The sequence below is a fragment of the Erythrobacter sp. genome, from assembly GCF_039988855.1.
Lineage (GTDB): Bacteria > Pseudomonadota > Alphaproteobacteria > Sphingomonadales > Sphingomonadaceae > Erythrobacter.
In genome coordinates, this window is sequence record NZ_JBDXIY010000016.1 from 482,868 (window position 1) to 506,713 (window position 23,846).

Annotated in this window: 30 protein-coding genes; 15 read left to right on the forward strand and 15 right to left on the reverse strand. The window is 54.7% G+C overall.

The window, feature by feature from the left end; all coding sequences use genetic code 11:
- Position 1 precedes the first annotated feature (1 nt).
- The 8 genes from ABJ205_RS10015 to ABJ205_RS10050 all read right to left on the reverse strand — a co-directional run bounded on the left by ABJ205_RS10015 (position 2) and on the right by ABJ205_RS10050 (position 6,281).
- Positions 2-394, reverse strand: coding sequence for a DUF3168 domain-containing protein (locus tag ABJ205_RS10015; RefSeq protein ID WP_348159026.1), 393 nt, complete (start codon positions 392-394; stop codon positions 2-4).
- A gap of 165 nt (positions 395-559) precedes the next feature.
- On the reverse strand, positions 560-1,120 hold the full coding sequence (locus tag ABJ205_RS10020; RefSeq protein ID WP_348159028.1) for a hypothetical protein: 561 nt from the start codon (positions 1,118-1,120) through the stop codon (positions 560-562).
- A 174-nt stretch (positions 1,121-1,294) separates the two neighbouring features.
- Positions 1,295-2,455: a phage major capsid protein gene (locus ABJ205_RS10025; RefSeq protein WP_348159029.1), complete on the reverse strand. Its 1,161-nt coding sequence runs from the start codon at positions 2,453-2,455 to the stop codon at positions 1,295-1,297.
- A gap of 76 nt (positions 2,456-2,531) precedes the next feature.
- Positions 2,532-2,951 (reverse strand): HK97 family phage prohead protease, encoded by a 420-nt coding sequence (locus tag ABJ205_RS10030; RefSeq protein WP_348159031.1) that lies wholly within the window; start codon positions 2,949-2,951, stop codon positions 2,532-2,534.
- Positions 2,951-3,256 (reverse strand): DUF6127 family protein, encoded by a 306-nt coding sequence (locus ABJ205_RS10035; protein WP_348159033.1) that lies wholly within the window; start codon positions 3,254-3,256, stop codon positions 2,951-2,953. Before ABJ205_RS10035 ends, ABJ205_RS10030 begins: the two co-directional genes overlap by 1 nt.
- Positions 3,253-4,410: a phage portal protein gene (locus ABJ205_RS10040; protein WP_348159034.1), complete on the reverse strand. Its 1,158-nt coding sequence runs from the start codon at positions 4,408-4,410 to the stop codon at positions 3,253-3,255. The genes ABJ205_RS10035 and ABJ205_RS10040 overlap by 4 nt, the downstream gene beginning before the upstream one ends.
- A 27-nt stretch (positions 4,411-4,437) precedes the next feature.
- Positions 4,438-5,763 carry a terminase family protein gene (locus tag ABJ205_RS10045; RefSeq protein WP_348159035.1) on the reverse strand — a complete coding sequence of 442 codons (1,326 nt, stop codon included), beginning with the start codon at positions 5,761-5,763 and terminating at the stop codon, positions 4,438-4,440.
- On the reverse strand, positions 5,760-6,281 hold the full coding sequence (locus ABJ205_RS10050) for a hypothetical protein (protein ID WP_348159036.1): 522 nt from the start codon (positions 6,279-6,281) through the stop codon (positions 5,760-5,762). The genes ABJ205_RS10045 and ABJ205_RS10050 overlap by 4 nt, the downstream gene beginning before the upstream one ends.
- A 219-nt stretch (positions 6,282-6,500) precedes the next feature.
- Between ABJ205_RS10050 and ABJ205_RS10055 the strand changes: the two genes are divergently transcribed.
- Positions 6,501-7,145: a DedA family protein gene (locus ABJ205_RS10055; RefSeq protein WP_348159038.1), complete on the forward strand. Its 645-nt coding sequence runs from the start codon at positions 6,501-6,503 to the stop codon at positions 7,143-7,145.
- A gap of 156 nt (positions 7,146-7,301) precedes the next feature.
- On the opposite strand, the gene ABJ205_RS10060 is transcribed toward ABJ205_RS10055, so the two are convergent.
- Together ABJ205_RS10060 and ABJ205_RS10065 are read right to left on the reverse strand one after the other, a co-directional pair.
- The gene (locus ABJ205_RS10060) at positions 7,302-8,534 is read right to left on the reverse strand and encodes an aminotransferase class I/II-fold pyridoxal phosphate-dependent enzyme (RefSeq protein ID WP_348159040.1); all 1,233 of its coding nucleotides are present in this window, start codon (positions 8,532-8,534) and stop codon (positions 7,302-7,304) included.
- Positions 8,535-8,546: 12 nt separating this feature from the next.
- Positions 8,547-8,789 carry an acyl carrier protein gene (locus ABJ205_RS10065; RefSeq protein WP_348159041.1) on the reverse strand — a complete coding sequence of 81 codons (243 nt, stop codon included), beginning with the start codon at positions 8,787-8,789 and terminating at the stop codon, positions 8,547-8,549.
- Positions 8,790-8,928: 139 nt separating this feature from the next.
- Here ABJ205_RS10065 and ABJ205_RS10070 point away from each other — a divergent pair, with 139 nt between their 5' ends.
- The gene (locus ABJ205_RS10070; RefSeq protein ID WP_348159043.1) at positions 8,929-9,510 is read left to right on the forward strand and encodes a Pycsar system effector family protein; all 582 of its coding nucleotides are present in this window, start codon (positions 8,929-8,931) and stop codon (positions 9,508-9,510) included.
- On the opposite strand, the gene ABJ205_RS10075 is transcribed toward ABJ205_RS10070, so the two are convergent.
- Positions 9,507-9,875, reverse strand: coding sequence for a response regulator (locus tag ABJ205_RS10075; protein ID WP_348159044.1), 369 nt, complete (start codon positions 9,873-9,875; stop codon positions 9,507-9,509). The two genes, ABJ205_RS10070 and ABJ205_RS10075, sit on opposite strands and share 4 nt — an antisense overlap.
- A gap of 76 nt (positions 9,876-9,951) precedes the next feature.
- Here ABJ205_RS10075 and ABJ205_RS10080 point away from each other — a divergent pair, with 76 nt between their 5' ends.
- The 5 genes from ABJ205_RS10080 to ABJ205_RS10100 are packed head-to-tail and all read left to right on the forward strand — an operon-like array spanning position 9,952 to position 13,184.
- Complete coding sequence (locus ABJ205_RS10080; RefSeq protein WP_348159046.1) at positions 9,952-10,230, forward strand: DUF3572 domain-containing protein; 279 nt, start codon at positions 9,952-9,954, stop codon at positions 10,228-10,230.
- Positions 10,230-10,850: an HAD family hydrolase gene (locus ABJ205_RS10085; protein WP_348159048.1), complete on the forward strand. Its 621-nt coding sequence runs from the start codon at positions 10,230-10,232 to the stop codon at positions 10,848-10,850. Before ABJ205_RS10080 ends, ABJ205_RS10085 begins: the two co-directional genes overlap by 1 nt.
- 4 nt (positions 10,851-10,854) lie before the next feature.
- Positions 10,855-11,310 (forward strand): RidA family protein, encoded by a 456-nt coding sequence (locus ABJ205_RS10090; protein ID WP_348159050.1) that lies wholly within the window; start codon positions 10,855-10,857, stop codon positions 11,308-11,310.
- 12 nt (positions 11,311-11,322) lie between these two features.
- Complete coding sequence (locus ABJ205_RS10095; protein ID WP_348159051.1) at positions 11,323-12,051, forward strand: glycerophosphodiester phosphodiesterase family protein; 729 nt, start codon at positions 11,323-11,325, stop codon at positions 12,049-12,051.
- Complete coding sequence (locus ABJ205_RS10100; protein ID WP_348159052.1) at positions 12,048-13,184, forward strand: GNAT family N-acetyltransferase; 1,137 nt, start codon at positions 12,048-12,050, stop codon at positions 13,182-13,184. The genes ABJ205_RS10095 and ABJ205_RS10100 overlap by 4 nt, the downstream gene beginning before the upstream one ends.
- 15 nt (positions 13,185-13,199) lie before the next feature.
- Here the strand turns inward: ABJ205_RS10100 and ABJ205_RS10105 are convergent, their stop codons facing one another.
- A complete protein-coding gene (locus tag ABJ205_RS10105; protein ID WP_348159054.1) occupies positions 13,200-13,526 on the reverse strand; it encodes a hypothetical protein in 327 nt (108 codons plus the stop codon).
- Between the two features lie 318 nt (positions 13,527-13,844).
- On the opposite strand from ABJ205_RS10105, the gene dksA reads away from it, so the two are divergent.
- The 4 genes from dksA (at position 13,845) to ABJ205_RS10125 (ending at position 16,975) form a co-directional block, all read left to right on the forward strand.
- Positions 13,845-14,303, forward strand: a complete 459-nt coding sequence (gene dksA / locus ABJ205_RS10110; RefSeq protein ID WP_348159056.1) for an RNA polymerase-binding protein DksA — start codon at positions 13,845-13,847, stop codon at positions 14,301-14,303.
- Between the two features lie 222 nt (positions 14,304-14,525).
- Positions 14,526-14,909 carry a PilZ domain-containing protein gene (locus ABJ205_RS10115; protein ID WP_348159058.1) on the forward strand — a complete coding sequence of 128 codons (384 nt, stop codon included), beginning with the start codon at positions 14,526-14,528 and terminating at the stop codon, positions 14,907-14,909.
- A 92-nt stretch (positions 14,910-15,001) separates the two neighbouring features.
- Positions 15,002-16,471: a peptide ABC transporter substrate-binding protein gene (locus ABJ205_RS10120; RefSeq protein WP_348159060.1), complete on the forward strand. Its 1,470-nt coding sequence runs from the start codon at positions 15,002-15,004 to the stop codon at positions 16,469-16,471.
- Between the two features lie 18 nt (positions 16,472-16,489).
- Entirely contained in the window at positions 16,490-16,975 is a 486-nt protein-coding gene (locus ABJ205_RS10125; RefSeq protein WP_348159061.1) for a DUF4112 domain-containing protein, read from the forward strand.
- A gap of 153 nt (positions 16,976-17,128) precedes the next feature.
- On the opposite strand, the gene ABJ205_RS10130 is transcribed toward ABJ205_RS10125, so the two are convergent.
- Positions 17,129-17,737, reverse strand: a complete 609-nt coding sequence (locus ABJ205_RS10130) for an HNH endonuclease (RefSeq protein WP_348159063.1) — start codon at positions 17,735-17,737, stop codon at positions 17,129-17,131.
- 138 nt (positions 17,738-17,875) lie between these two features.
- Here ABJ205_RS10130 and gluQRS point away from each other — a divergent pair, with 138 nt between their 5' ends.
- From gluQRS to ABJ205_RS10150, 4 genes are all read left to right on the forward strand, one after another.
- A complete protein-coding gene (gene gluQRS / locus ABJ205_RS10135) occupies positions 17,876-18,706 on the forward strand; it encodes a tRNA glutamyl-Q(34) synthetase GluQRS (protein WP_348159065.1) in 831 nt (276 codons plus the stop codon).
- Positions 18,707-18,731: 25 nt separating this feature from the next.
- Entirely contained in the window at positions 18,732-18,971 is a 240-nt protein-coding gene (locus ABJ205_RS10140; RefSeq protein ID WP_348159067.1) for a hypothetical protein, read from the forward strand.
- 12 nt (positions 18,972-18,983) lie between these two features.
- Positions 18,984-19,559, forward strand: coding sequence for a cob(I)yrinic acid a,c-diamide adenosyltransferase (locus ABJ205_RS10145; protein WP_348159069.1), 576 nt, complete (start codon positions 18,984-18,986; stop codon positions 19,557-19,559).
- Positions 19,560-19,644: 85 nt separating this feature from the next.
- Positions 19,645-20,514, forward strand: a complete 870-nt coding sequence (locus ABJ205_RS10150; RefSeq protein ID WP_348159071.1) for a 3-hydroxyacyl-CoA dehydrogenase NAD-binding domain-containing protein — start codon at positions 19,645-19,647, stop codon at positions 20,512-20,514.
- Between the two features lie 12 nt (positions 20,515-20,526).
- On the opposite strand, the gene ABJ205_RS10155 is transcribed toward ABJ205_RS10150, so the two are convergent.
- Entirely contained in the window at positions 20,527-20,979 is a 453-nt protein-coding gene (locus ABJ205_RS10155) for a hypothetical protein (RefSeq protein ID WP_348159073.1), read from the reverse strand.
- Between the two features lie 58 nt (positions 20,980-21,037).
- Positions 21,038-23,638, reverse strand: coding sequence for a DNA mismatch repair protein MutS (gene mutS / locus ABJ205_RS10160; RefSeq protein ID WP_348159204.1), 2,601 nt, complete (start codon positions 23,636-23,638; stop codon positions 21,038-21,040).
- Positions 23,639-23,846 lie beyond the last annotated feature (208 nt).

A 23,846-nucleotide genomic window follows, 5' to 3' on the forward strand; every position in this document is an offset into this window, starting at 1 on the left:
GTCAGGTTTGAGGGGTGAAAATTCTGAAGCGAAATTCGAGCAGAGCACCGCGTAAGTTTCCTTCGCGCTCCTCACTACGGGCGCGAAGCAAACGTACTGATGCAAGCTCGAAACTGTTGTGAAACGGGGGCAGGTCCAGCACACGGCGCTCGATTGCACTGACTAATGGCCCATCAGCATCAGGCTCGTCAGCGCGGCTCTCAAGCTCCAAGGCTATGCGCACTTCGCGGCCGGGCCGTTCCTTTGCTCCCCAATCGGTTGATGCACTTGCCGCAATGCCAAGCCATGGCGCGCTTGCGCGTACCGGAGCCTCCTCCTCAATCGCATTGATTGGGGCAAGCTCAGGGGCTTCGCGAAGCCAAGAGATTAACTCCGCGCGCAGATGATTTTCCATAGGGTCAGCCTTCTGTGAAGTTTGGCCAAAGCGACTGTGCAGAATGCCAATCGATTGCGCTTGTTTGGCGGTCTAAACGGCGTTCCTGCGTGTACTGAAGGCTCAGTCGTTAAGCGTGTGCTGCCAGTCTGCGGATCAAGGTGTCGCTCGACGCTTTTGCGTTGATCATGTGAGCCGACGCTCCTGCCAGGGACTCCAGAGAGCGCTTACAATGGTAGGGGGCGATGAGGCGGCTTTGTTCGTATCGCCAGGGCGATCTCTGTCGCGGTAGTGATGTGCGCACAGCTTGATTATGCCCTGCTTTAGAGGAGGCGGAACCTCGTTCCAGCTATTGGCTATTCCCGCTTGGGCTGTGACTAGAACCGCCTGCGCATCCTGGGGATCGAGCAATCGAAAGTTGAGCTCGCCTTGGGAGGTGATCTCAGCGTCAAACTGGGATGATGCAAGTTCGCTCCGTTCTCCGGTTTGCGAAACAATCTCTACCTTTGAAACAGCAGTTACTGGACGCGAGCAAAGCGTTGATTGCTTAGCTGAGGTTGATAACCGCTCTTCGATACGCTGCGATAAAGGGGCTTGGCCTGTAAAGCTCTCACACATCGCAAGAGCCATGCGCAAAAGATCGGTCAAGAGGGGGTCCTCATTGGGCCGGGTTATTCCAAGCCAGCTTTTCAATTCCGCAAGCGCGCTGCCGCTTACATCTGCCGGCTCCACAATTTTCCGCTCCATTGCGGTCTCCCGAGTTCGAATTTGGTTGAAGGTGCGCCCGCACCGTTCGCAGCCAGCTGGAGTGAAGCGTGGTCTGAGAGGGTGCGGGCGCGAGGTACCGACAAGGGAGTAAAGGGGGGGCTCGACCTTGCCGGGAAAATATTGTGCCGCGTTTCCGCGACACAAATCGATGCGTTAGGATTCGATTTTCAGAAGCTTGATCGCGTTTGAATCGAGCACTTGGCCGCCCACACGCTTCGTTGCGTAGAAGTGGACGAACGGCTTGTTTGTAAACGGATCGCGGAGGATCTTGGTCGCGCTGTGTTCGGCGATCAGATATCCGTGACGGAAGTTACCAAAAGCGATTGGGAATTCACCGGAGGCCACATCAGGCATATCTTCCGCTTCAACCACCGGATAACCCATGAGGCGGTCCGGTTGACCTTCGACCATGCCCGGTTGCCACAAGAACGCGCCATCTGTTGTCTTTAGCTTGCGAACTGACGCTAAAGTTGCCGAATTCATCACAAAGCTCGCGCCTTGGCGGTGACCCGATTTCAATGAATGAATGAGGTCAATGAGTTTGGCTTCTGGGGCGCTATCAAAACCGTTTGCGTCGCCTGAACCGATATATTGTACGGTTTTAAATGCGCGCACCCCGTCTTCTGCGGTGCTGGTGGGTGAGCGAAGGAAGCCTTCGGGTTGATTGTTGCCGGTGCCGTCTACGAAGGCAGATCCTTCTGCACGGGCAAACTCAATCGCGATTTCGTTGGCAAGCCAAGTTTCAAGGTCAAATGCCGCGTCGTCGAGCATTGCTTGGCTTGCGGCAGGGTTGGCGAATAGATCGCCCGTTGGCGGTGCGATTTCAGCAAAGTTTGGTGCATCGGTCTCAGGGCGCGGTGCCACTTCGCTAACCCAACCTGAGGCTGTGCCACCGGTTGCGACCAGCTTTCGATAACCAGAAGTTCCGGTTTGTACGACCTGTGCAATTGCGCGGATTGGGCTGATTTCTACGAGCTCACTTGCGATCATCGCATCAATCTTTGGTGGTACCGCAAAGCCGCCATCTGAAGGTGATGCGCCATTGATTGACTTAACTTCGGTCTCACGGCCTTTGCGCAAATAGCCATCGACGAAGCCTTTGACTTCTGTGTCGTTACTCATTGCACCGCCAATCGCTGGACGGGATGCAGCACGCGAAACCTTGTCGAGGCGGGCTTTAACCTCATTAACATCGGTGCGAAGCGTTTCGATGTCGGATTCTGCTTGATCTTGGCGCGACACAATATCGAAGCTTTGTTCCATTTGATCGTCCAAGGCTGCAGGAGCTGCAACAGGGGTGGTGTTGGTATCCATGGGGTAGTTGGCCTTTCTGTTGGGCATAAAAAAGGCCGCCCTGCATGGCGGCCCGTCGGGGGTCTGTTGTTGGCGCTCAAGACACGAAATGGACCCGGGCGCCGTGTTGAAGAGGATGGGTGACTAGGCTGACTTCGAACAGGTCGATTTCGGCCAGTTCGCGGCCATTGTCGCTGTGGTGTGCTTGGCGTGCGCGATATCCAAAGCTGAGGCCTGACACCTCGCCTTGCGAAAGCAGATGTGCTGCCTTGCTACTTGTACGATCGATCCGCCCGATTATTCGCAGGCCTCTTTCATCTTGTGTGACGCTTTCGACTTCCCCGATCTGTTGATCAGGGCGGTGCTGCCACAAAAGGGGTAGAGCTTTTGTTTTTGCGGCCAATGTTGCGGTGAAGGCGCCGGGAAGGATCGTATCACGATCAGCATCGGGTATGTTGAACAACCCAGCATATCCGGCGAATCGCAAAGGATTGTCCGTTCGGGGGTGAACGTACATCACAAGATCTCCCAAACACCAAGGCGCACGGCGATCCCGATCAAGAGCGCTGCAAGAAGGCCGCGAATGGCCCACTCGATAAGAGCTTTCCATGCGCTAGCCTTGGCATCGCGCCACGCTTGCAAGAGTTCGCGTAGCTCATCGAGATCGTTCACGGCGTTGGGGTCTGTGAGGCCAAACCGTTCTAGCACCCGGTCGCTTGCGACTTCCGTCGTTTCTTCGACAATGGCGCGTAATGTTACGATATCGGCTCCACCACGGTTGGCCTGTGCCATAAGACTAGCGAGGGTATCGGTAGGGTTCATTGGACATCTTCCTGCGGTTCAAAGCCAAGCAGTTCGCGCTTTTCCGCGCGGGTGAGGAAATCGGCGTCGGACACTTGCTTCCAAAGCCGTTCGCGATCTTCAGACAGGGCAGTAATGCGGTCCAAATCTACCGAGATCGAACTTCCCGAAAACCAAGGAGAAAGCCCTTCCTGCAAAGCGGAGAAGAGCTTTTCAGCCAGCGGCAGCAAGGTAAGACGCCAGAGTGCTCGATTGGCTTCGCGGTAGTTTGAATAAGTGTTGTCTCCAGGCAGGCCGAGCAACATTGGCGGCACCCCAAAGGCGAGCGCGATGTCTCTTGCAGCGGCGCTCTTAAGGGTCGCAAAATCCATGTCGGCAGGTGACATGGCCATCGATTGCCAACGCAAGCCGCCGTCAAGAAGCATTGGTCGTCCGGCGTTGCCAGAACCCGAGAATGCGGCCTCGAGCTCGCTTTTCAACCGTTCAAACTGCTCGTGGGTTAAGCCGGAATTGTCGCCTGGTTCGTAAACAAGGGCGCCGGATGGGCGAGCCGCATTCTCAAGAAGCGCTCGGTTCCATTCAGAGGCCGCATTGTGGATCGCAACCGCTTGGCGCGCCGCGGCTAGGGCGCTCGTGCCCAGATGGTCATCCAATGGATGCATGGTTTTGATCTGGATAACGCTGGGCCAGCCGTCTTCATCCTCGATAGGCAGGGTGATTTCTTCACCAACAACCGAGTATGTGTATGCGCAAGGCCAACCATCTTGTCCGGCGAGCACTTTCACCCTGTCAGGTCGCAGAGCAAACAGTTCGATTGGCTGACCGCTTGCATCTTTTACGATTTGGACGAACCCATTGCCGTGGAGCATCAGGTGGGCTGCCAATGTCTCGATCAAGGACTGACCTGCACTGGTTGCGTTGATTAACGCTGCGAGTTTGTCGTCATTGCTACTGATCGGGGCTTGGCCGACACCTTCAGCAACAATGCGTACGGCACGCTGTGCAATAGGGTTGCTGAGAAAGCCCTCCCTTACGCAGCGTTCATATTGATAGGGTTTTGACCCGCCCGCATCAGCAAAAGCGGGCGTCCACCCTTGCATGATACCCGGCGCAAGAGGCACGCGGGTTTCCTCCCCGCCCTTGAAGGCGGAGAGTAGCTGTTCGAGCAATGCCATTGAAAAGTTCCTTTGTTTTTCCCAGCGCTACATCGAACGCACACTTGGATTGGCCACAGGGCCAAGCATCAATTCTGTCAGCGCCCAAACCAGAGCGTCAGCGCGGTCGGGCGAACGACCGGGGCCAGCATAATCGCCCCCGATAAGCATTCCGCACATTTGGTCTTCGAGCTGCGGGAAAGGCCCGCAATGGCGCACTTTGCTTGCTTCGTAGAGCGCTGCGACAGGCTCAGCTCTTGCGATCTTCCCGCGGCTCGCGTGAACTAGTTTCACCGGCAATGTTGCGTTTGCTGCGCGAAGCACGCTTTCAACCATTGCCCCGCCCTGATTGGCTTCGGCGATAACTCTGTCGGCGTTCCATTCTTCAGCTGCAATCGATACCGCCCGCGCCCAATCACCCGGCTTCGCTTGGCCAAGTGAGTAATCCGCGAGCAGATAAGCCATGCCATCTTCACAAAGCCCAGCCACGACAATGCCGCATTCATCCCCCGAAGAGGAGATCGGCGGATCAACGGCAACGACCACTCTGCTCCAGTGTTTTTCGGCGGTATCAACCCGAGCTCGTTCTATTGTTGCACGAGGCCACAAAGTTCCTTCGAGGTCAGCAAGCATTTCACCTGCGATTTCTTGACGCGCTAGCCGGCTGCCCCCGAACTCGCTCTCAATTGCACTCAGGAATTTCTTAGGCAGATTGGCTGCATTGTCATAAGTTGAGCCGCGAGTGATCACGACATTTTTGGGTTCTTCCATCTTCAGGAGGCGCTGTACAATCGGTACAGCGCGCGGCGTTGTAGTGACCGCAATTCGCGGATCATTCCCAAGCCGCAGCCCAAGAAGAAGGTTGTCCCAAGCGCGAGTCGCGCGATCATGCGAGAGCGGCCATTTCCCAATTTCATCACACCAGGCGTGGCTAAACTGGGGCCCTCTTAAGCTCTCCGGTTCAGCTGCTGAAAACAATTGAGCTTGGGCCCCATTAGGGAAACGTACTCGCCTTAGAGAGGCTTCGAACATCGGCCGTCGTTCAGGCGGGCAGCACGCCAAAAGGCCGCTTTCACCTTCGACCATCACCGAGCGCGCTTCTGTCAACGAAGAGGACACCAATGCAATCCGGGCCTCGCAGTTGTTTTCTGCAATCATGCGGACCCATTCAGCGCCAGCCCGGGTTTTTCCAAAGCCGCGACCTGCAAGAATAAGCCAGCTGCGCCATTCACCTAAAGGGGCGAGTTGTGATTTGCGAGCTTGGAGGCCCCAATGGAATCGCCATTCATTGCGTTCCTCCTGATTTAGCGATTTGACGATCCGTTCGCGAACCGATGTGCCTTCATGGGCGAGCCAATCGAGTGTTCCCGTCAACGGGAGTTGCCTTCACGGCTCTTTTCAAATTGAACCTGTTGACGAATGTCTTCGATCTTGCGGTCAATTGATGCACGGACAGCTTTGGCGTCCACATTGCGCTGCTCTGCTTGAGCTCTGGCTGCGTTTTCGCGGTGTACCGTTAGTAGCCTGATGGCATTGGCGAAGTCATATTTATCCTTGCCCCTACCTTGCATTTCGCCTTCGCGAAGCCTTCTGACGACCTCCATCTCCAAATGAAGGTACCCTTCATAAAGAGCGGCGAGCCATTTTCGGGCGAACGCCGGGTCTTGGCGCCTTTTCTGATAAACAGTGCTTGCTCCAAGGCCTGCCAGATCTGCCGATTGCCTGACATTGGAACTCTCGGCCAAAAATGCCAAAAATGCATCCAACTTCTCTTGCTTTGCGCCTGGTGTATCGCACTGATTCTGGACGGGTTCATGCGTATTTAGTTTGTTGTGCGATGTAATTGTTCGTCTCCTGTCGAAGGACGACCAGACAAGACCTACCCCGTTCATGGGGAAGCCTTGCCTGGTTGATCCCAAACCACTCAAAAGGGCGAATCACAATTTCTAGATGTTGATCTATTAGTACCATATAGCGTCACGGTGTCAAGAAAAATAACCAAATAGGTTTTAAGTTTTAGATTGCGCGCTCTTCTTTGCTGACCTAGGGCGCCAACAAGTTTGGCTCGGCTCATCAATGAATATGAGCTTTTGCAAAGGGATTGAGCTTCGTTGGCTTGGCTGCGCGCACTCTACGAATGGACGATCGATAAGGCAGCGCATCCCTATGCGGTTTGGTGGCTGGCCTTTTTCAGCTTTATCGAATCAAGCTTTTTTCCGATCCCGCCTCATCCATTGCTAGGCTTGATGTGTCTTGCTGAACCTAAGAAGGCGATCAAGTTTGCGGCCATCGCAACCATCTCTTCTGTGGTGGGTGGAATATTCGGTTATGGGATCGGATACTTCCTCTACGAGACATTGGGCGCCTGGGTCATCGGCCTCTTGGGTCTGACGGAAAGCTTCCCAGTGGCTGCGTGCTATATACGCGAGCAAGGAGCCATGGCGGTTTTCTTTGCCGCAGGCACACCGGTCCCATTTAAGTTGATGACAATCACAGCAGGGTTCATCGAAATGAACCTTTTGACCTTCACGCTAGCCGCGCTTGCAGGCAGGGCGCTTATTTTCATGGTCGTAGGGATATTGTTTCAAATTTTCGGCGCTCCGATCAAGCGGATTATCGACAAATACCTTGGCTTGCTCACTACACTATTCGTAGTTCTGGTCGTGGGAGGCTTCATCGCATTCACCCAGCTCGCGAGCGGCGAGGAAGAAGCGGATGGCCACATTTGTGACCAAGCTGCCGATGTGCGCGGCTAGGCCTTTTGGTTTGGCGGCACACAGATATTAACCATTTTGGCACAATCGACAAAATTCGACCTGAGGCCGCGATATCGGGTGTGCGATTCTTCAAGGAAGCGCGCTGGCAAAACCCGATGCCAACGCTCATCCAGTACGAATAACGGCTTTCTTGCTTTATACGATGCCGACAGCCTTGCCGGCTCGTTCAAACATGGCGAGAATGGTTTGAACTTCATCGGCCGAATGTTCCGCACATAGCGAGCAGCGTAGCAAAGTCATGCCAGCTGGCGTTGCCGGTGGGCGCGCAAGATTGACATAAAGACCCTCCTTCAAAAGCGCCTCCCACATCATTGCGCCGCGCTCTAGGTCTGGCATTATGACGGCGATAATGGCGCTTTCAGGCTTCTCAGTGCCGAGCTTGAAACCCAATTCGGTGAGACCTGCATGAAGCGTCTTTGAATTCTCCCACAAATGCGCGCGCTTGTTAGCGCCATGCATCAACTTGCGGATCGAAGTCGCCGCTGTGGCCACAACGCTAGGCGGGAGGCTCGCGGTGAAAACATAGGGGCGGCAGACAAGCCGCATGATGTCGAACTTAGGGTGATTGGAGACACAGAAACCACCTACCGTGCCCACGCTCTTCGAGAAGGTGCCGATGATGAAATCAACGTCGTCAATAACACCTTGTTCCTCGCACACACCGCGCCCGTTTTCGCCGATGAAGCCCATGGAATGCGCTTCATCGACCAACACCATCGCTCCATACTTCTTAGCGATTGCGATCATCTCTTTCAGCGGCGCAACATCGCCGAGCATGGAATAGACACCTTCGAGCACAACGAGTTTGCCTGCGCCTTCTGGAATACGGCGCAAGCGCTTTTCCATCGCTTCGATATCGTTATGGCGAAAGGGTACAATCTCGGCGTTACCCATCGCGCAGCCATCATATATCGACGCGTGGCTGTCGATGTCGAGGATGACATAATCACCTTTGCCAGCGATCGTGGAGATGATCCCAAGGTTTGCTTGATAGCCGGTCGAGAAGACCATCGCATGGTCCATGGCGTAGAATTCTTTGAGGGCATCTTCGCATTCACGGTGACCTTGATAGGTGCCGTTCAGAACTCGGCTTCCGGTGGTCCCGGACCCAAAATTGCGAAGCGCATCCTCTCCTGCCTCCAGCACATCCGGATCGAATGTCATACCCATGTAGTTGTAGGTACCCAGCAGAATCGTGTCGCGTCCATTGCAGATCGCGCGAGTAGGCGAGACCACTTTTTCCATGACCAAGTTGTAGGGATCTTCAACGCCGGTCGCGAGAATCGTTTCACGTAGTTCGATCATGCCGTCAAATTTAGAGAACAGATCGCCTGCTGGAGCCTGAGTGGTAGAAGCGGTGTCGGTCATAAAGGGCTTTCTTCAGCTATCCTGGAGTTTGTGGACAGCAGCAATGAGCTGGCCGTAGTTCTCGATCTCGGCCTGCTGATTCATGCTTATGATGATATCAAACTCGTCTTCAATCTCGGCAACGAAATCCATCACAGTTAGGCTGTCAAATTCGAGATCATTGGCAAATGATGTCTCTTTTTTGATTTCAACACCCTTTTTGTTGAAGGGCTCTATCAACGCGCGGATGCGCTGATCAACGTCGTCTTCGGTCATGATTTTGAATGTGCTTTCTATCTATGGCGCAGCATCCTGCACGTTCGGTTGCATTTGCCAAAGCTGAGGCGGGGCACGCTTGTCAAGCTCTTGCCTAAATGGCAGATCAGTATGGCAATATTATGAGGGGGGAGCAATCATGGCACAAGCTGAGGTTAAAAATGTTGCGAAGGCGAATGATATAAAGACGGCTGGATCGACTGAGCCTGCCGTAGCGACGCGCAAATTTTCCAATCATTCGATCCATCTTGTACGTACTGCGCAGACACAGACTTTGTCCTTGTCCTCGATGGCGGACAACAAGGCGTCGATCTTAATTGGTGCCACATTTCTCGTTTTTTCAATGTCTATCACCAACCTGTTTGGTGGAGGGGCGACATGGGCCGTACTAACATTGGCAGCGACCGCATTTGTTTCATCGCTGTTCGCGGTGCTTTCCGTTATCCCAACAGTGCCTGTTGCTCCTAAAGACCGCAGCAAATTCAACTATCTTTTCTTTGGCCATTATGCCGCGCTTGAAACTGATGAATGGATCGATGAGCTGCTGGACAAGTTTGAGACGGATGAGACGCTCTTTCGGACTATGTTGACCGATATCCATCAAGGTGGACAGGTCTTGGCGACCAAAAAATATCGGTATCTGAATTACGCTTACCGCACGTTCTTGTGGGGTGTTTTCCTGACCTGGATCGTCTTTGCTTGCGAGAACCTGCTGCTCTAGTCGGGCAGCAACTCCTTCACTGCGTTCATAAATGGTATGATCGACACAGGTTTTGATAGATAACCCGCAGCGCCCGCTTCGCGGATCTTGTCTTCGTCGCCCTTCGCGGCGAATGCAGTAACCGCCAACACGGGAATGTTTTGCAGCGACGCCTCTTTCTTAGCGGCTTCAATCAAATCAACCCCGGATACTCCGGGTAATTGAATGTCCATGATAATCAAATCGGGTGTGATCTCGCGCGCAGCAGCTAGGACAGCATTACCATCCGCAATGGGGTCAACCTCAAAACCTTGAGCTTTTAAGACATCACAGAACAATTTCCGGTTGAGGTCATTATCCTCAACAACCATAATTCGCTTTGCCATAAGGGCGCCCGCCTGTTTGAAACTAACCCACACCTAATCGCACGGAAGAACCATCACAATCCCTGATACCAATGATATGACTGGCGCCAACGGCTCGTCCGAAGACATCAGCCGAGCCAAAACCCTTGCGCTTGCTGTGCTGGGCTGGATTTTGCAGGACACAGACCGGGCTGAGAGATATCTCGACCTGACCGGCCTTGACCCCGATACATTGCGCAGCGGTTTGGATGATGTGGGCGTTCTGGGGTCGGCTCTGGATTTTCTAGCCAATTACGAACCAGACCTTATACGCGCAGCCGAAGCTCTGGCTGTGACGCCCGAAGAGTTGATTGCCACCCGAAGGAATTTGAATTGATGAGCCGCCCTCTTGTGATCAGTGATTGTGATGAAGTGATTTTGCACATGGTCGCCCCCTTCAAGGTGTGGCTCGAAGCAAGCCAAGGCATTGATTTTGACCTCAGCGACGGAGATTTCGGCAAGGCGCTTCGCTGGAAAGAAAGCGGCGAGCCCCTTGCCCCTGACGAGATCTGGAAAAAGCTCGGTGGATTTTTCGATACGCAAATGGACAGCCAGTTGCCGATTGCAGGGGCGATCAATGCTCTGAATACCCTTGCGCAGGACGCTGATCTTGTGGTGCTCACCAATTTGGTGGATTTTCGCCGCGACCACCGGGCCAAGCAGTTGGCTGGCCACGGGCTTCATGCAAAAGTTTACACCAATCAAGGGCCCAAGGGGCCTGCGTTGGCGAAGATCATTGAAGAATTTCGCCCGAGCAAGGCCCTCTTTATCGACGACCTTGCGCAGCATCATGCATCAGTTAAAGAAACGACGCCTCATGTCACCCGGCTTCATCTTTGCGGAGAGCCGATGATTTCAAGCGCGATCCCTTGCGCGCATCAAGCGGGCGATGCCCATGCACGGATCGATCAATGGAGCGAGGCCTTGCCCTGGCTCACACAGCAATTGAAGGACTAACCTTATGACAGTTGAAAATCGGCTCAACGAGCTTGGTATAACCTTGCCGGATGCCGCTGCGCCGGTCGCAAGCTATGTGCCAGTGGTTGTACAGGATGGACTTGCTTATGTTTCGGGGCAATTGCCGTTCATTGATGGCGTTCTTGCCAAAGGAAAGCTCGGCGATGATGTCGAGCTTGCTGAAGGCATGGACGCTGCACGCGCCTGCGGTCTGATGATCTTGGCGCAGTTAAAAAATGCGGGCGTTTTGGAAGATGTAGAGCGCGTCGTGAAACTTGGCGCGTTTGTGAATTCTACTCCTGATTTCACCAATCAACCGAAGGTCGCGAACGGTGCATCTGATCTCATGCTTGAGGTGTTCGGGGATGCAGGGCGTCATGCCCGCGCTGCTGTGAGCGCTCCATCGCTGCCGCTGGGTGCTTGTGTCGAAGTTGACGCGGTGATTGCGCTTGCGGACTAAGGTGAAGCTGTGATGGGGCCGCGTCTTGTGCCGGACTGGTTGACCCAGTGGGAGTACGCACATCGGGGACTCCATTCCTCTGGTGTGCCGGAAAACTCACTTGCAGCGGCACGTGCGGCGATTGATGCAGGGATGGGTATCGAATGTGATATTCAACGCAGCTTCGATGATCAGCCAATGGTGTTCCATGATTGGGAGCTGGACCGATTGACGGCTCGCGCAGGGCTGGTCGAAGATCGGACACGCGCTGATCTGGAAATGACAAATTTGCAGGGGAACGGTGAGCCCATTCCCAGTCTCGCAACCTTTTTGGATATCGTTGATGGACGGGTGCCGCTCCTAATCGAGATTAAGTCAAATCCTGGCTACGATGTTGAGTGGACCTGCATATCAGCCGCGCAATTGCTCAAGGACTATTCTCACGAATTTGCGGTTATGAGCTTTGACCCTCGTGTCGCCATGTGGTTTCGGCACAACTTACCGCTATCTGTTTGCGGGCTGGTTATGCGCGAAGACGAAATGGGGCACACCCCAACCAAAACGGCGCGGCGCGAAGCGTTTGCGGCAGCGCATCCCGATTTCCTCGCATATGACATAGCGGCTCTGCCGGGGCCGTGGGTTGCGGAATTGCGAGCGGGAGGCCTTCCGGTTCTTACTTGGACTGTGAACTCTGAGGCGAAACGCAAGACTGCCCTCCAAAACGCCGATGCGCTTATCGCGGAAGGAGCAGGGCTTGCATGAATGATCGTGAGCTCACGGTCCGTTTGGCCCCGGGCGTTGGGCACTTTGATGCTGACCAATGGAATGCGCTTGGGGGAAGCCGAAATCCCTTTGTGAGCCATCAATTTCTAACCGCACTGGAAGATTCCGGGAGTGTGGGCTCCGGAACCGGCTGGGACCCTGCGCCCATCGCGATAATTGACGAGCAGGACCGTTTACTTGGCGCACTTCCCAGCTATGCCAAGGGCCACAGCCAAGGCGAATATGTGTTCGATCACGCATGGGCGGATGCGCTGCATAGGGCGGGACGAAGCTATTATCCCAAGCTTCAAATCGCAGCTCCATTTACTCCTGCAAATGGTCCGCGTTTGCTACTGTCTGATCCAACCTTGGCCTCGCATCTTCTGAAAGGCGCTGAGGTTGTGTGTGAGCAAAATGGCCTCTCGTCCGCCCATGCGACCTTTGTCAAACCTGAGCAATTGCGGTTCTTTGAGGCAGAAGATTGGCTTATTCGAACTGATATCCAGTTTCATTGGCTGAACCGCGGCTATGATAACTTCGATGGGTTCCTTAACAGTCTTGCATCGCGCAAGCGCAAAAACCTTCGCAAAGAGCGCGAGGCGGCAAAGGCTGGTTTGAGGATCGAACGCCTTATGGGCGATGAAATCAAGGCTGATCATTGGGATGCGTTCTGGAATTTCTATCAGGATACTGGCGCGCGCAAATGGGGCACGCCTTACTTAACGAGAGACGCGTTCACTCTCTTGGGGGAGCGTATGGGTGAGCGAATGGTGCTCATTCTTGCCTACGACTGTGACGAAGCAATCGCAGGTGCACTCAATTTCATTGGGGACGATGCCATTTATGGGCGGTACTGGGGCTGTACCGCAGAGGTGCGTTTTCTGCACTTTGAGCTGTGCTATTACCAAGCGATAGATATAGCGATCGAATTGGGATTGTCCCGCGTAGAAGCAGGGGCGCAAGGCGGGCACAAGCTTGCCCGAGGCTATGAGCCTGTCCAGACTTATTCAGCGCACTATCTGGTCGATGCGGGCTTTCGCGCGGCCGTAGCCGACTTTCTGGAACGCGAGCGCGAAGGCATCGCAGCAGATCAGCTTTTCTTGGATCGAAGAACCCCCTTTAAGAAAGGGTGATCACGATAAGGATGACTATGCAGCGCGCCGTTCTTCTGAAAGCCATTGGCGAGCGCGGCGCTGTGCTTCGGCAATTTCCCGTGCTGTCATTTCGTCGGAAACGTCAGCGCGGCAGAAAGCTGCGTCTTCGTGACCTCTTGAAGCGGCGAGATTGAACCACTTGTGCGCCTCGACAAGGTCGCATTCGACCCCATTGGACCCTGTGGAATAGGCAACACCAAGATTGAATAGAGCCGCCACATCACCGGCAACGGCGTCTGCAAGGTAACCAGCAATCGCGATGTCGATTTCACCGCTCTCTACGGCTTCACTTGCGACCTGATCGATATATTTTAGTTCCATTTCTCTTTCCCCGTTGTCTTCATGACCCAAACTCCGGTCCCCCGTTTCGGTTTGGGCATTGCTAGACCTCAATGATCATGGTCAACAAATCGTTAACAACGCGGAACTTTCTTCTCTGACTACGAGGATTTACAAGGGTAAGATCACACGTTTTTCTGTCGCATCAGCGTTAATCGGGGGGCGGAGCTGTAAACTGTCTTGCCGGGCCCTATGTGCTTGCCTATAGCGCGCGCAGCAAGGGATTGCTGGGTACGCTGCGACTGGAAGCGCAGTTACGTCTAGCCGTCTGCAACACGGTTTTTGGAATTAGAGGACCACATGTCAGCGGCGGCGTCCGAAGAAATTGAAATCATTGAAAAGGCGAAGAGCCTTTTGGGCGAGAGCTACGTTCCAAGCGACGATGAAGAGTATATGGATGAGCGCCAGCAGGCGTATTTTCAGATGCTGCTTCTCGAATGGAAGCGTTCGATCCACAGTGCGGCGGATCAAACCCTCGAATCCTTGGCCAGCGGACCGATCCGTGAGCCTGATTTGAATGATCGAGCTTCGAGCGAAACCGATTGGGGAATTGAACTTCGAACTCGTGACCGCCAGCGCAAACTCATTTCAAAGATTGATTCGGCGCTGCGCCGTATCGCTCAAGGCGAATATGGCTATTGCGAAGTCACAGGTGATCCCATCGGGCTCAAGCGCCTGATCGCAAGACCAGTGGCAACTATGACCGTCGAAGCGCAAGAAGCGCATGAGCGCCGGGAAAAGATCTCACGCGACGACTAAACTGGCCCCGGAAAGCCGCTAGCTAGTGAAAATGGCCAAGTCTTGTACCAGTTTGGGACGCAGTTAGCTTTCGTCGTCATTGCGGCAGCAAATTTTACGACCCTTTAACTGGGCCCACGTACCTATCCCTTCATAGCGCATCAGGCGATGTGACGCTTCAGGCGTGCCAAATCGCTTAGGATGAACCCATAGGCCACGATGAAAGTCGGAGACGTTAAGACAATGACAGGTGTCGAGACGAGAAGTGTATCACGAGACAGCCTCTTTTTGCTGGCGAATGTTTCGGTTGAGCAACAAAGCGCGCAGCACCGCGTGCGCGTCCGCAACTTGTCGGATGGCGGCATGATGGGCGAGGGCACGATGAAGGTTAACCGAGGTAACCGGGTCGATGTTGAACTGCGCAATGTCGGGTCTGTCAAAGGCACAGTCGCTTGGGTTCAAGATCAACGTTTCGGCATCGCATTCGATGAAGAAATAGATTCTCAAGCAGCTCGCGCGCCTTCTAACTCGGCAGGAGCTCATGGGGGTGCGGATGCAAACCCTGTCTCCTACGCGCACCGTGCGCCGCCCACTCCCAAAGACTCAAACAATCTTCGTAAGATATAAGACAGCAGGTTCGCGCCAGTATTCAGATGGCTTGAACCTTTAGGCTCGACAAGACTCTGTTCTTAGGCTGATTAGATGCTAATCGTGCATCTGTGATCCGTACAACAATCCTTTGTGCCTTATCGGCGTTGCTCATCGCATGCGGGACCGGAGCAGACCGCGGACCGGTCGATGTCGCCATTATCGGCGATGAGGAGGAGTTGTTTACAACGGGAGTGCGGCTGTCACCGGGGGCACAGCATTTGCGTGCCGCGTCGCACGAAGGATTGGTGGCACTTGATCAGTCCGGGCAGGTCGTGCCGGCCCTTGCCGAACGTTGGATCGTTACCGATGATGCAATGAGCTACATCTTTCGTTTGCGCAATTCCAACGGTCCAAATGGTGAACCGATAACGGCGCCTCAAATCAGGAGTTTGCTTCGAGAGAGAATTCGCCAACTTGAAGGTACGTCTCTTGGCTTAGACTTTGCCAAAGTGGTGGAAGTGCGGGCGATGACGGGACGTGTGATTGAACTGCGTTTGTCAGGGCCGATGCCTGATTTCCTCCGCCTCCTAGCGCAACCTGAACTTGGGATAGCAATTGACGGCAGTGGATCTGGGCCGATGAGTCTGGAGCGTGAGGATGAAAGCGCCATCGCCCTTCTTAGCATGCTCCCTCCCGAAGCCCGCGGATTACCGGCGCGTCGAGCGTGGGAAGATCTAACCCGAGACCTCACACTACGAAACCTCTCAGCGCGCGATGCAATTGATGCTTTTTCGAGAGGTGAGCTGGACCTGATAATGAACGGGTCGATCGCGGAATTTCCGATGGTTGAACTTGGCCCACTGTCGCGCGGAGCAGTGCAGGTCGATCCAACGCTGGGACTATTTGGCTTTATCGTTCGAAGTGATGCCGACCTTTTGGAGAGCCCCGCGCGGCGAGAGGCGCTCTCTATGGCAATAGATCGGTCGACTTTGCTCCAAACTATTGGGATCGGCGGCTTTGCGCCAACCTCATGGATAGTTCCCAACAATTTGTTCGTTCCAACCATTTATCAAACCACCAGATGGCCAGATCTTACATTGGAAGAACGCCAAACAATCGCACGCACGCGCGTTGCGCAATGGCAGGCAGAAAGCGGCGAAGAGCCGGTGGTTCGCGTTGGCCTTCCAGAAGGGCCGGGAAGCGACCTGTTATTTGCCGCTCTTGCACGAAATTGGCAGCAGATTGGTGTCCGAGCCGAGCAAGTTGGCCTCGGCCGCGGGGGTGATCTTGAGCTGCGAGATCGTTTGGCGCGTTATTCATCACCAAGGTGGTTTTTGAACCAGCTCAATTGTTCAATCGCTATCGGCCTTTGTTCAGAAGAGGCGGACGCATTGGTGAGCAGTTCTCTGGCGCTTCGAGACCCTGTGAGCAAACAAGCTCTATTGATCGAGGCCCATGAAACATTGACCCAAGCAGAGGTGTTTATTCCGCTCGGCAGCCCCGTCCGCTGGTCTCTGGTTAGGGGGGCGGTTGATGGTTATCAGGCCAACCCTTGGGGGCTACACCCCTTGCCTGCATTGGCCGAGACCCCCAATTAGGAGGGGTAGGAGTGCAAAATGACGACATCTGGAAACAGGCCAACCATCCTCTCTCGTCCGTCTGATCGCAGCAGATCGGGCTTTGAAAATGCCGGTGCTGCTGGTCCCGAAGGGCAAAGTTTCGCAGTGCCGACCGGAAGCGATCCGCATTCGGTTCGAGCGCGCGTGGAGGCGGTCGAACTGCTGTTGGAGCGCAGCTTCCGCGTTCCCGGCGTCAACATGCCAATCGGACTGGATGCACTTATCGGGCTGATCCCGGTGGTCGGCGATATCGTCACCACCGCCCTTGGCGCTTACATCGTTTGGGAAGCGCGCAATCTGGGGCTTTCCAAGTGGCATTTGACCCGGATGGGTGCCAATGTTGCGTTCGATACGCTTCTCGGACTTGTGCCAGTGGTCGGCGATGCGGCGGACTTTGTGTTCCGCTCAAACACTCGGAATTTGCGCATCATCAAAAAGCACCTCGACAAACATCACCCAGAAACGAAGGTGATCGAAGGGTAGGAGCACGCCAACGTTGGCACTGGTGCCATCTCTTCCCAACTGGAAATTGCATTAAGCTGCTGATTTTGTACAATTTGATGTATTAGGAGAAGTGACGCCTTTCCAACGTGCCTTCGCGAGGGGAGTTCATTTTTTGAAAGAACCGTGCAGGCTCTAGGCTTCCAGCTCAATGTCCCAGTAAAGCCAGTCGCGCCACGTTTCGTGCAGGTAATTGGGCGGGAACATCTTGCCTTGTTGCTGCAATTGCCAACTGGTGGGGCGGATTGGCTTCATCTGCACTGGCATATTTGCCTGTTTTGGCGTTCGCCCACCCTTTTTCATATTACAAGTGCCGCACGCGGTGATTATGTTCTCCCATGTAGTTTTCCCGCCAAGGCGGCGCGGGATTACATGGTCAAAGGTGAGCGTATCCTTTGATCCGCAATATTGGCACTCAAACTTATCGCGCAAAAACACGTTGAAGCGGGTGAAGGCGGGAAACTCGCTCGGTTTCACATACTGCCGCAGTGCAATCACACTTGGGATCTTCATATCGAGGCTGGGTGAGTGCACTTCGCGGTCGTAGCTTGCGACAATATCCACTCGGTCCAAAAACACGGCTTTGATCGCGGTTTGCCAAGGCCAAAGGCTTAACGGGTAATAGGATAGCGGGGTATAGTCGGCATTGAGCACAAGCGCAGGGCATGCCGAAAGATGGCTGTTCGCATCCTTTTCGGCGCTGCGATATCGCGCTGCCTGTTCGATCAGCTCGGCTTTGAACATCGTTCGCATTCCCTCCTGATTGACACGAACATGGCTTAGGCGGGCTAAGAGTCAAAGCGGCGGCATGTGGGTATCCACAGGTGCAATTTGTGGGCATCATCCGAATAGTCAGCGGCTAACTCCTGTGGCATTAGGTGCATGATGCGCTCTTCGCCAATCACGACACGGTTCGCACCAAGCCCCAATGGCCCTTTGCATTTGGGGCATGCGTTTGCCGCGATTGTCGCTCATGATCTGGCAAAGGAACAAAGGGGGCGTTTCCTCCTGAGAATAGAAGATATCGACGGAGCAAGATCGCGCCCCGAATTGGCCGATGAATTTCGACGTGATTTGGAATGGCTGGGGCTCGAATGGGATGAGGTTCTTCCACAATCAACTCGGATTGCATCATACGAAAAAGCGTTCGCACAGCTTAAAGAGGCAGGCGTGATTTATCCGTGTCAGTGTTCGCGGACGGATATTCAAGCAGCAGGGGCAAAGCCTGGACCAATGGGTGCGATCTATCCGGGCACATGCCGGCACTTGGATGCGGCTTGCGATGGTCCGGTTCAATGGCGGCTGAATATAACGCGCGCTGATAAGATCGCCGGACAATTGAAATGGTATGATACCTTCGATGGCACTCAGTTTTGCGATCCATATGAACTTGGCGATGTTGTGATTTGGCGCTGCGATGAGCCAGCAAGTTATCATTTGGCAGTCACACTAGACGATGCTGTAGATGGCGTGACATTGGCAACGCGGGGGCGCGACCTTTTCGCGGCGACGCATATCCATCGTTTGCTGCAAGCTCTTCTAGACCTGCCAATTCCTGCCTATCATCATCATCCTCTTTTGCTGGATGAAACGGGTCAAAAGCTTGCAAAACGCCGCGGTTCTCCTTCGCTTTCTGACCGCAGATTGGCTGGCGAGGATGGCCTGATGCTTGCAACGCAATTGCGCTTGCAAAAATTCGAGCTTGGAACTTGAGCGCAATGCGACCATTTAGCTTTGTATGAATTACATTCTCATCCCTGTGCTCATCATCCTGTGCATTCTCGTCGTGGTTTCGCTTGTTCGCGGGATCATTGCTTTCCTCAAGACGACCAAAATCGACCTTGAAACGGGTGAGGCAGAAACCCTCACCGAGATGCAAGAGATGCAGAACAAGGCAATGTTTAGCCGGATCAAATACCAAGCTATGGCTATTGCGGTTGTCGCGGTGATCGCCGTTTTGGCTGGCGCTAGCAGCTGACGCTCGCGCAACATGGTCAAGATCAACAAGATTTACACGCGCACTGGCGATGACGGCACGACCGGCCTCGTTGATGGATCACGAACGGCGAAACATTCTGCGCGGATATCTGCGGTGGGTTTGGTGGATGAGGCAAATTCGGCCATTGGATTGGCGGTTTGCGCCATAGAGGATGATACCCATCGCGCTCTACTTATCCGCATTCAAAATGATCTTTTTGATCTGGGTGCCGATATTGCGACGCCCGCTGACGATGGCGATTTTGCCCCTAAAGAGATGGCTTTGCGCATTGCCGCCTCGCAGTCTCAGTGGCTTGAACACCAGATTGATGCACTTAACGAACATCTTGAGCCTCTGAACAGCTTTGTCCTGCCTGGTGGCAGTGAAGCGGCGGCGCGCGTTCATGTGGCCCGCGCATCTGCCCGCGCTGCCGAACGCGCGATGACCCTGCTTGCAGGCGAAGCGCCAACGAATCCTCAAGCGATGACATACATGAACCGCTTGTCCGATTTCCTCTTTGTTATGGCGCGCGTAGTCAATGACAATGGACGCGCCGATGTGAAATGGGTGCCCGGCGCAAATAGGTAGCCTGCAAAGGTCAGGTGAATGGCCGCTAGCCACGCCGCAACTTCCCCGCTAGGAGCTTTTGCTGCACTTGCGAAGGGAACATCACATGCAAAAAATCGCTGTTATCGGGGCCGGACAAATGGGCACAGGGATTGCCCAAACAGTGGCAGCCCACGGCATGCAAGTGATGTTATCAGATGTCGATCAGGCCACTGCTGAGGCTGGTAAAGGTAAGGTCGACAAGGCTGTCGCCAAACTGGTCGGCCGGGGCAAAATCGAAGCGGACGCAGCCGAGGCATTGCTTGCCCGGATTACGCCTGTTGGCGATTATTCCCCGATGGCTGAGACTGACCTTATCATAGAGGCGGCGACCGAGCGCGAAGAGATCAAGAATATGATTTTTGAGGCTGCTGGCAAAGTACTGGCAAAAGATGCGATCTTCGCGTCCAACACCAGCTCTATCCCGATTACACGCATGGCGAACCATTCACCTGATCCTGCGCGCTTTATTGGGTTGCACTTCTTTAATCCTGTGCCCGTGATGGGCCTTATCGAAGTGATACCAGGGCTTGCGACGGCCAAGGACACGACAGACCGTGTGACGCAGTTTGCCAAAGGGTTGGGCAAAGAAGTTGTGCTTAGCCAGGATGAGCCGGGCTTTGTTGTGAACCGCATCCTCTTGCCGATGATCAACGAAGCGGTTTTTGTGCTTGGCCAATCTACGGCTGGCATTGAAGATATCGACAAGGGCTGCTTGTTGGGTCTGAATCACCCGATGGGACCGCTGCAATTGGCAGACTTTGTTGGGCTCGACACCTGCCTTGATATTATCAATGTATTGTACCGAACCACACGCGATAGCAAATATCGCCCCGCGCCTTTGCTGGTGAAATATGTCGAAGCTGGATGGCTTGGCCGCAAGACAGGCCGCGGTTTCTACGATTACAGTGGTGAGGCACCTGTCCCCACACGTTAAAAGGCTCAGGCTTTAGTTATCCACGACCTGAAGTTCTGGCTTGAACCCGGTTTCAGGCGGGCGAACTTTTGGTGCGCTTGGAGCTGAGCTTGTAGTGACCCTAGAGCCGCTCGAACGGCCTGCACCGCTGCCATATGTTCTCTTTGAAGCGTGATCGGTAAAGACGGGCGTACCAACGGTCGCCTCTTCGATGTCGCTGCTCTTTGTCGAAACGCTTGGCGCGCCCCAATCATCGGTGGCGCCCGCATCACCGCCCCAGCCTGAGTCTGCACTTGGCGCGAAACCAGCAGCTTGTGTTTGTTGTGGGGCAGGCTCTGCCACGGTTGCGTCAGCGATTGTACCTTGTGGGGCTTTATCGCTGCCTGAGAACTCTTGGAAAGCAACGCTTGCTACCAATGCGACAGCGACGACGACGCCGGAAAAGCCGAGCGCAACCTTGGGGTTTTCAAAGAGTTGATTAGACATGGGCGTGATAATACCCAGATAGAGTTAAGGATTGGTTGGTTTCACAGGTGAAGGGAAATTAATCGAGTGAGTTCTTAAGCTCGTAGAGCAGATCGAGCGCATCACGCGGTGTAAGGGCATCAAGATCCGCCTCGCGCAGCTTTTTCGCCAAAGCTTCTTCGCGCGTCTCTTCAGGCGCCGCCTCACCAGCAGCAGCTGCAAACAATGGCAATTCGCCCAATCCAGCCGCAAGCCCGCCTGTTTCATTTCGCGCAGCTTCAAGCTTTTCGAGAACTTGTCCTGCCCGTTTGATAACGGGCGCAGGCACACCAGCGAGCTTTGCAACGGCAAGGCCATAGGACCTGTCCGCTGGCCCTTCGGCGAGCTCATGGAGCAGCACCAAATCGCCTTTCCATTCTCTAGCCCTCACATGATGCAAGGAGAGCTGCGGACAGCTTTCAGCCAGTCGCGATAACTCATGATAATGGGTTGCAAACAAACAGCGACACTCGATCTTGGAATGCACCGCTTCAACCACAGCCCATGCCAGTGCGAGCCCGTCATAGGTTGATGTACCCCGGCCAACTTCATCAAGGATAACCAGACTTTTTGCTGTTGCTTGTGAAAGGATCGCTGCGGTTTCGACCATCTCAACCATGAAGGTTGAACGACCCTTGGCAAGGTTGTCTGAAGCCCCAACTCGGCTGAATAAGCGGTCGACAAGCCCGATATGTGCCTCGCTTGCTGGCACGTAGGACCCTGCTTGAGCCATCAATGCGATCAGAGCATTTTGGCGCAGAAAAGTCGATTTACCGCCCATGTTTGGCCCGCCGATGAGCCAAAGCCGATCGTCGGCCTGCAAGGTGCAATCATTGGCCACAAAGCGCTCACCCTCTCTGGCGAGGGCTGCTTCGACAACTGGGTGACGCCCGTTAGAGATAGCGAGCTTGCCAGCGTTTGAGATCGTTGGCTTACACCAGTCACCCTCGCTTGCGCGTTCGGCATTGCCCGAGGATACATCAATCCTTGCCAGCGCGGCCGCCGTCGCGGCAATGGCCTCGCGCGCTGCGCCAACAAGCGCGGTCAATTCTTCAAAATGCGCCTCTTCTGCCGTGATCGCGCGCCCGCCTGCTTCCGATACGCGTGAAGCCTCCTCATGAAGTGTCAGCGAGTTAAACCGCACCGCGCCCTTCATCGTTTGACGGTGCGTGAAACCGCTATCTGGAGCCATCAGGCTATCTGCATGGCGGCTGGGCACCTCGATGAAATAGCCAAGCACCCCGTTATGCTTGATCTTGAGCGAGCTGATCCCGGTTTCATCACGGTAACGCGCTTCCATGGCCGCAATGGCGCGCCTCGCGCTGCCCGACATCTCGCGCAGTTCATCAAGGCTCGCATCATACCCTTCAGCGATAAAACCGCCATTGCTGCGCTCAGTTGGAGGTGATGCCACAAGGGCACGTGCAAGCTGATCGACAAGCGCGCCGTGCCCGGTCAATTCAGGCAAAAGCATATCGAGCAGAGTTGGACGATCCGCTTCGCCAACCAGCCATTGATGAATGCGCGCCGCTTCACCAAGACCATCGCGCACTTGCCCAAGGTCGCGCGGCGAACCGCGCCCTGCCACAATGCGTCCAAGCGCGCGGCCAAAATCTGGAAGAGCTCGAAGCGCATCGCGGAGGTTCGCCCGTTCAATCGGGCGTTCCAACCAAAACTGCACCAACGTTAGGCGGTTTTCGATCCCAGATTGATCGAGGAGCGGCGCGGATAGGTCTTCGGCCAAAAGCCGCGAACCTGCGCCGGTCGAACACCTGTCCAGCGTCGCGACAAGGCTACCATTACGCCGACCATTCGTTGCCTCAAGGATCTCAAGGCTTGCGCGTGTGGCCTCATCCATCGCCATCCCGCGCGATTGCTCTCGCGCGGTTGGGGGAAGGAGGAAAGGCAATTCCCCGCGCCCCACATGGCCAAGATAGGCGATGAGCCCTCCCGCGCTGGCCAGCATTGCTCGCGAGAATTCGCCAAAACCATCAAGAGTTGAGACACCGTGGAGAGACTTTAGCCGTTCCGCTCCGGCATCGCTGGAAAAGGCGCTTCGGGCATGGCGCGCTGGATCCTCTGGCCCAAACTCCCAGTTTTCGGGAACCACCACCTCGCTTGGCCCGAGCCTCGCAAGTGTTGCTCCAAGAAGCTGCGGCGAACATTCCTCCAACACCATGAGGCCGGTTGAGATATCGCAAGCGGCAAGCCCGATTGTCCCGCGCACCTCAGCCAAGGCGACCAGCAGGTTGGCGCGGCGCGGTTCGAGCAAAGCCTCTTCAGTCAGTGTTCCAGCGGTCACAAAACGCACGATGTCCCGCGCGACCAGAGCTTTTGACGCTGGCCTTCCTTCGCGTTTGGCGCGAGCCTTTGCTTCGTCGGGTGTTTCTGTTTGCTCGGCAATAGCGACGCGCTGTCCGGCCTTAATCAACCGCGCCAGATACCCTTCTGCCGCGTGTACAGGAACGCCGCACATGGCCACCGGTTCACCATCATGTTCGCCGCGCGCGGTCAGGGCGATATCGAGAATATCCGAAGCTACCTTCGCATCATCAAAGAACAACTCGAAAAAGTCGCCCATCCGGTAGAATAGCAGCGAACCTTTTGCCTCACGCTTAAGCGCAAGATACTGCTCCATCATGGGAGTGGGTTTGCCCGAGGATGCCATTGGGTTTGAGGTGCCAGCAGGTGCCCGATTCGGAAAGAGCGCGCACAGACTTATCCGCCCCCTTTATGTTTGCCGTTATCCGCCGCTGCAATCCAATGTGCATTCGCCCACTTTCATCTGAGGCAAGGGCGGGCTAAGGCCTTGTAGACATGGCACTTGTAAGACAGTGCATTTGAGGATC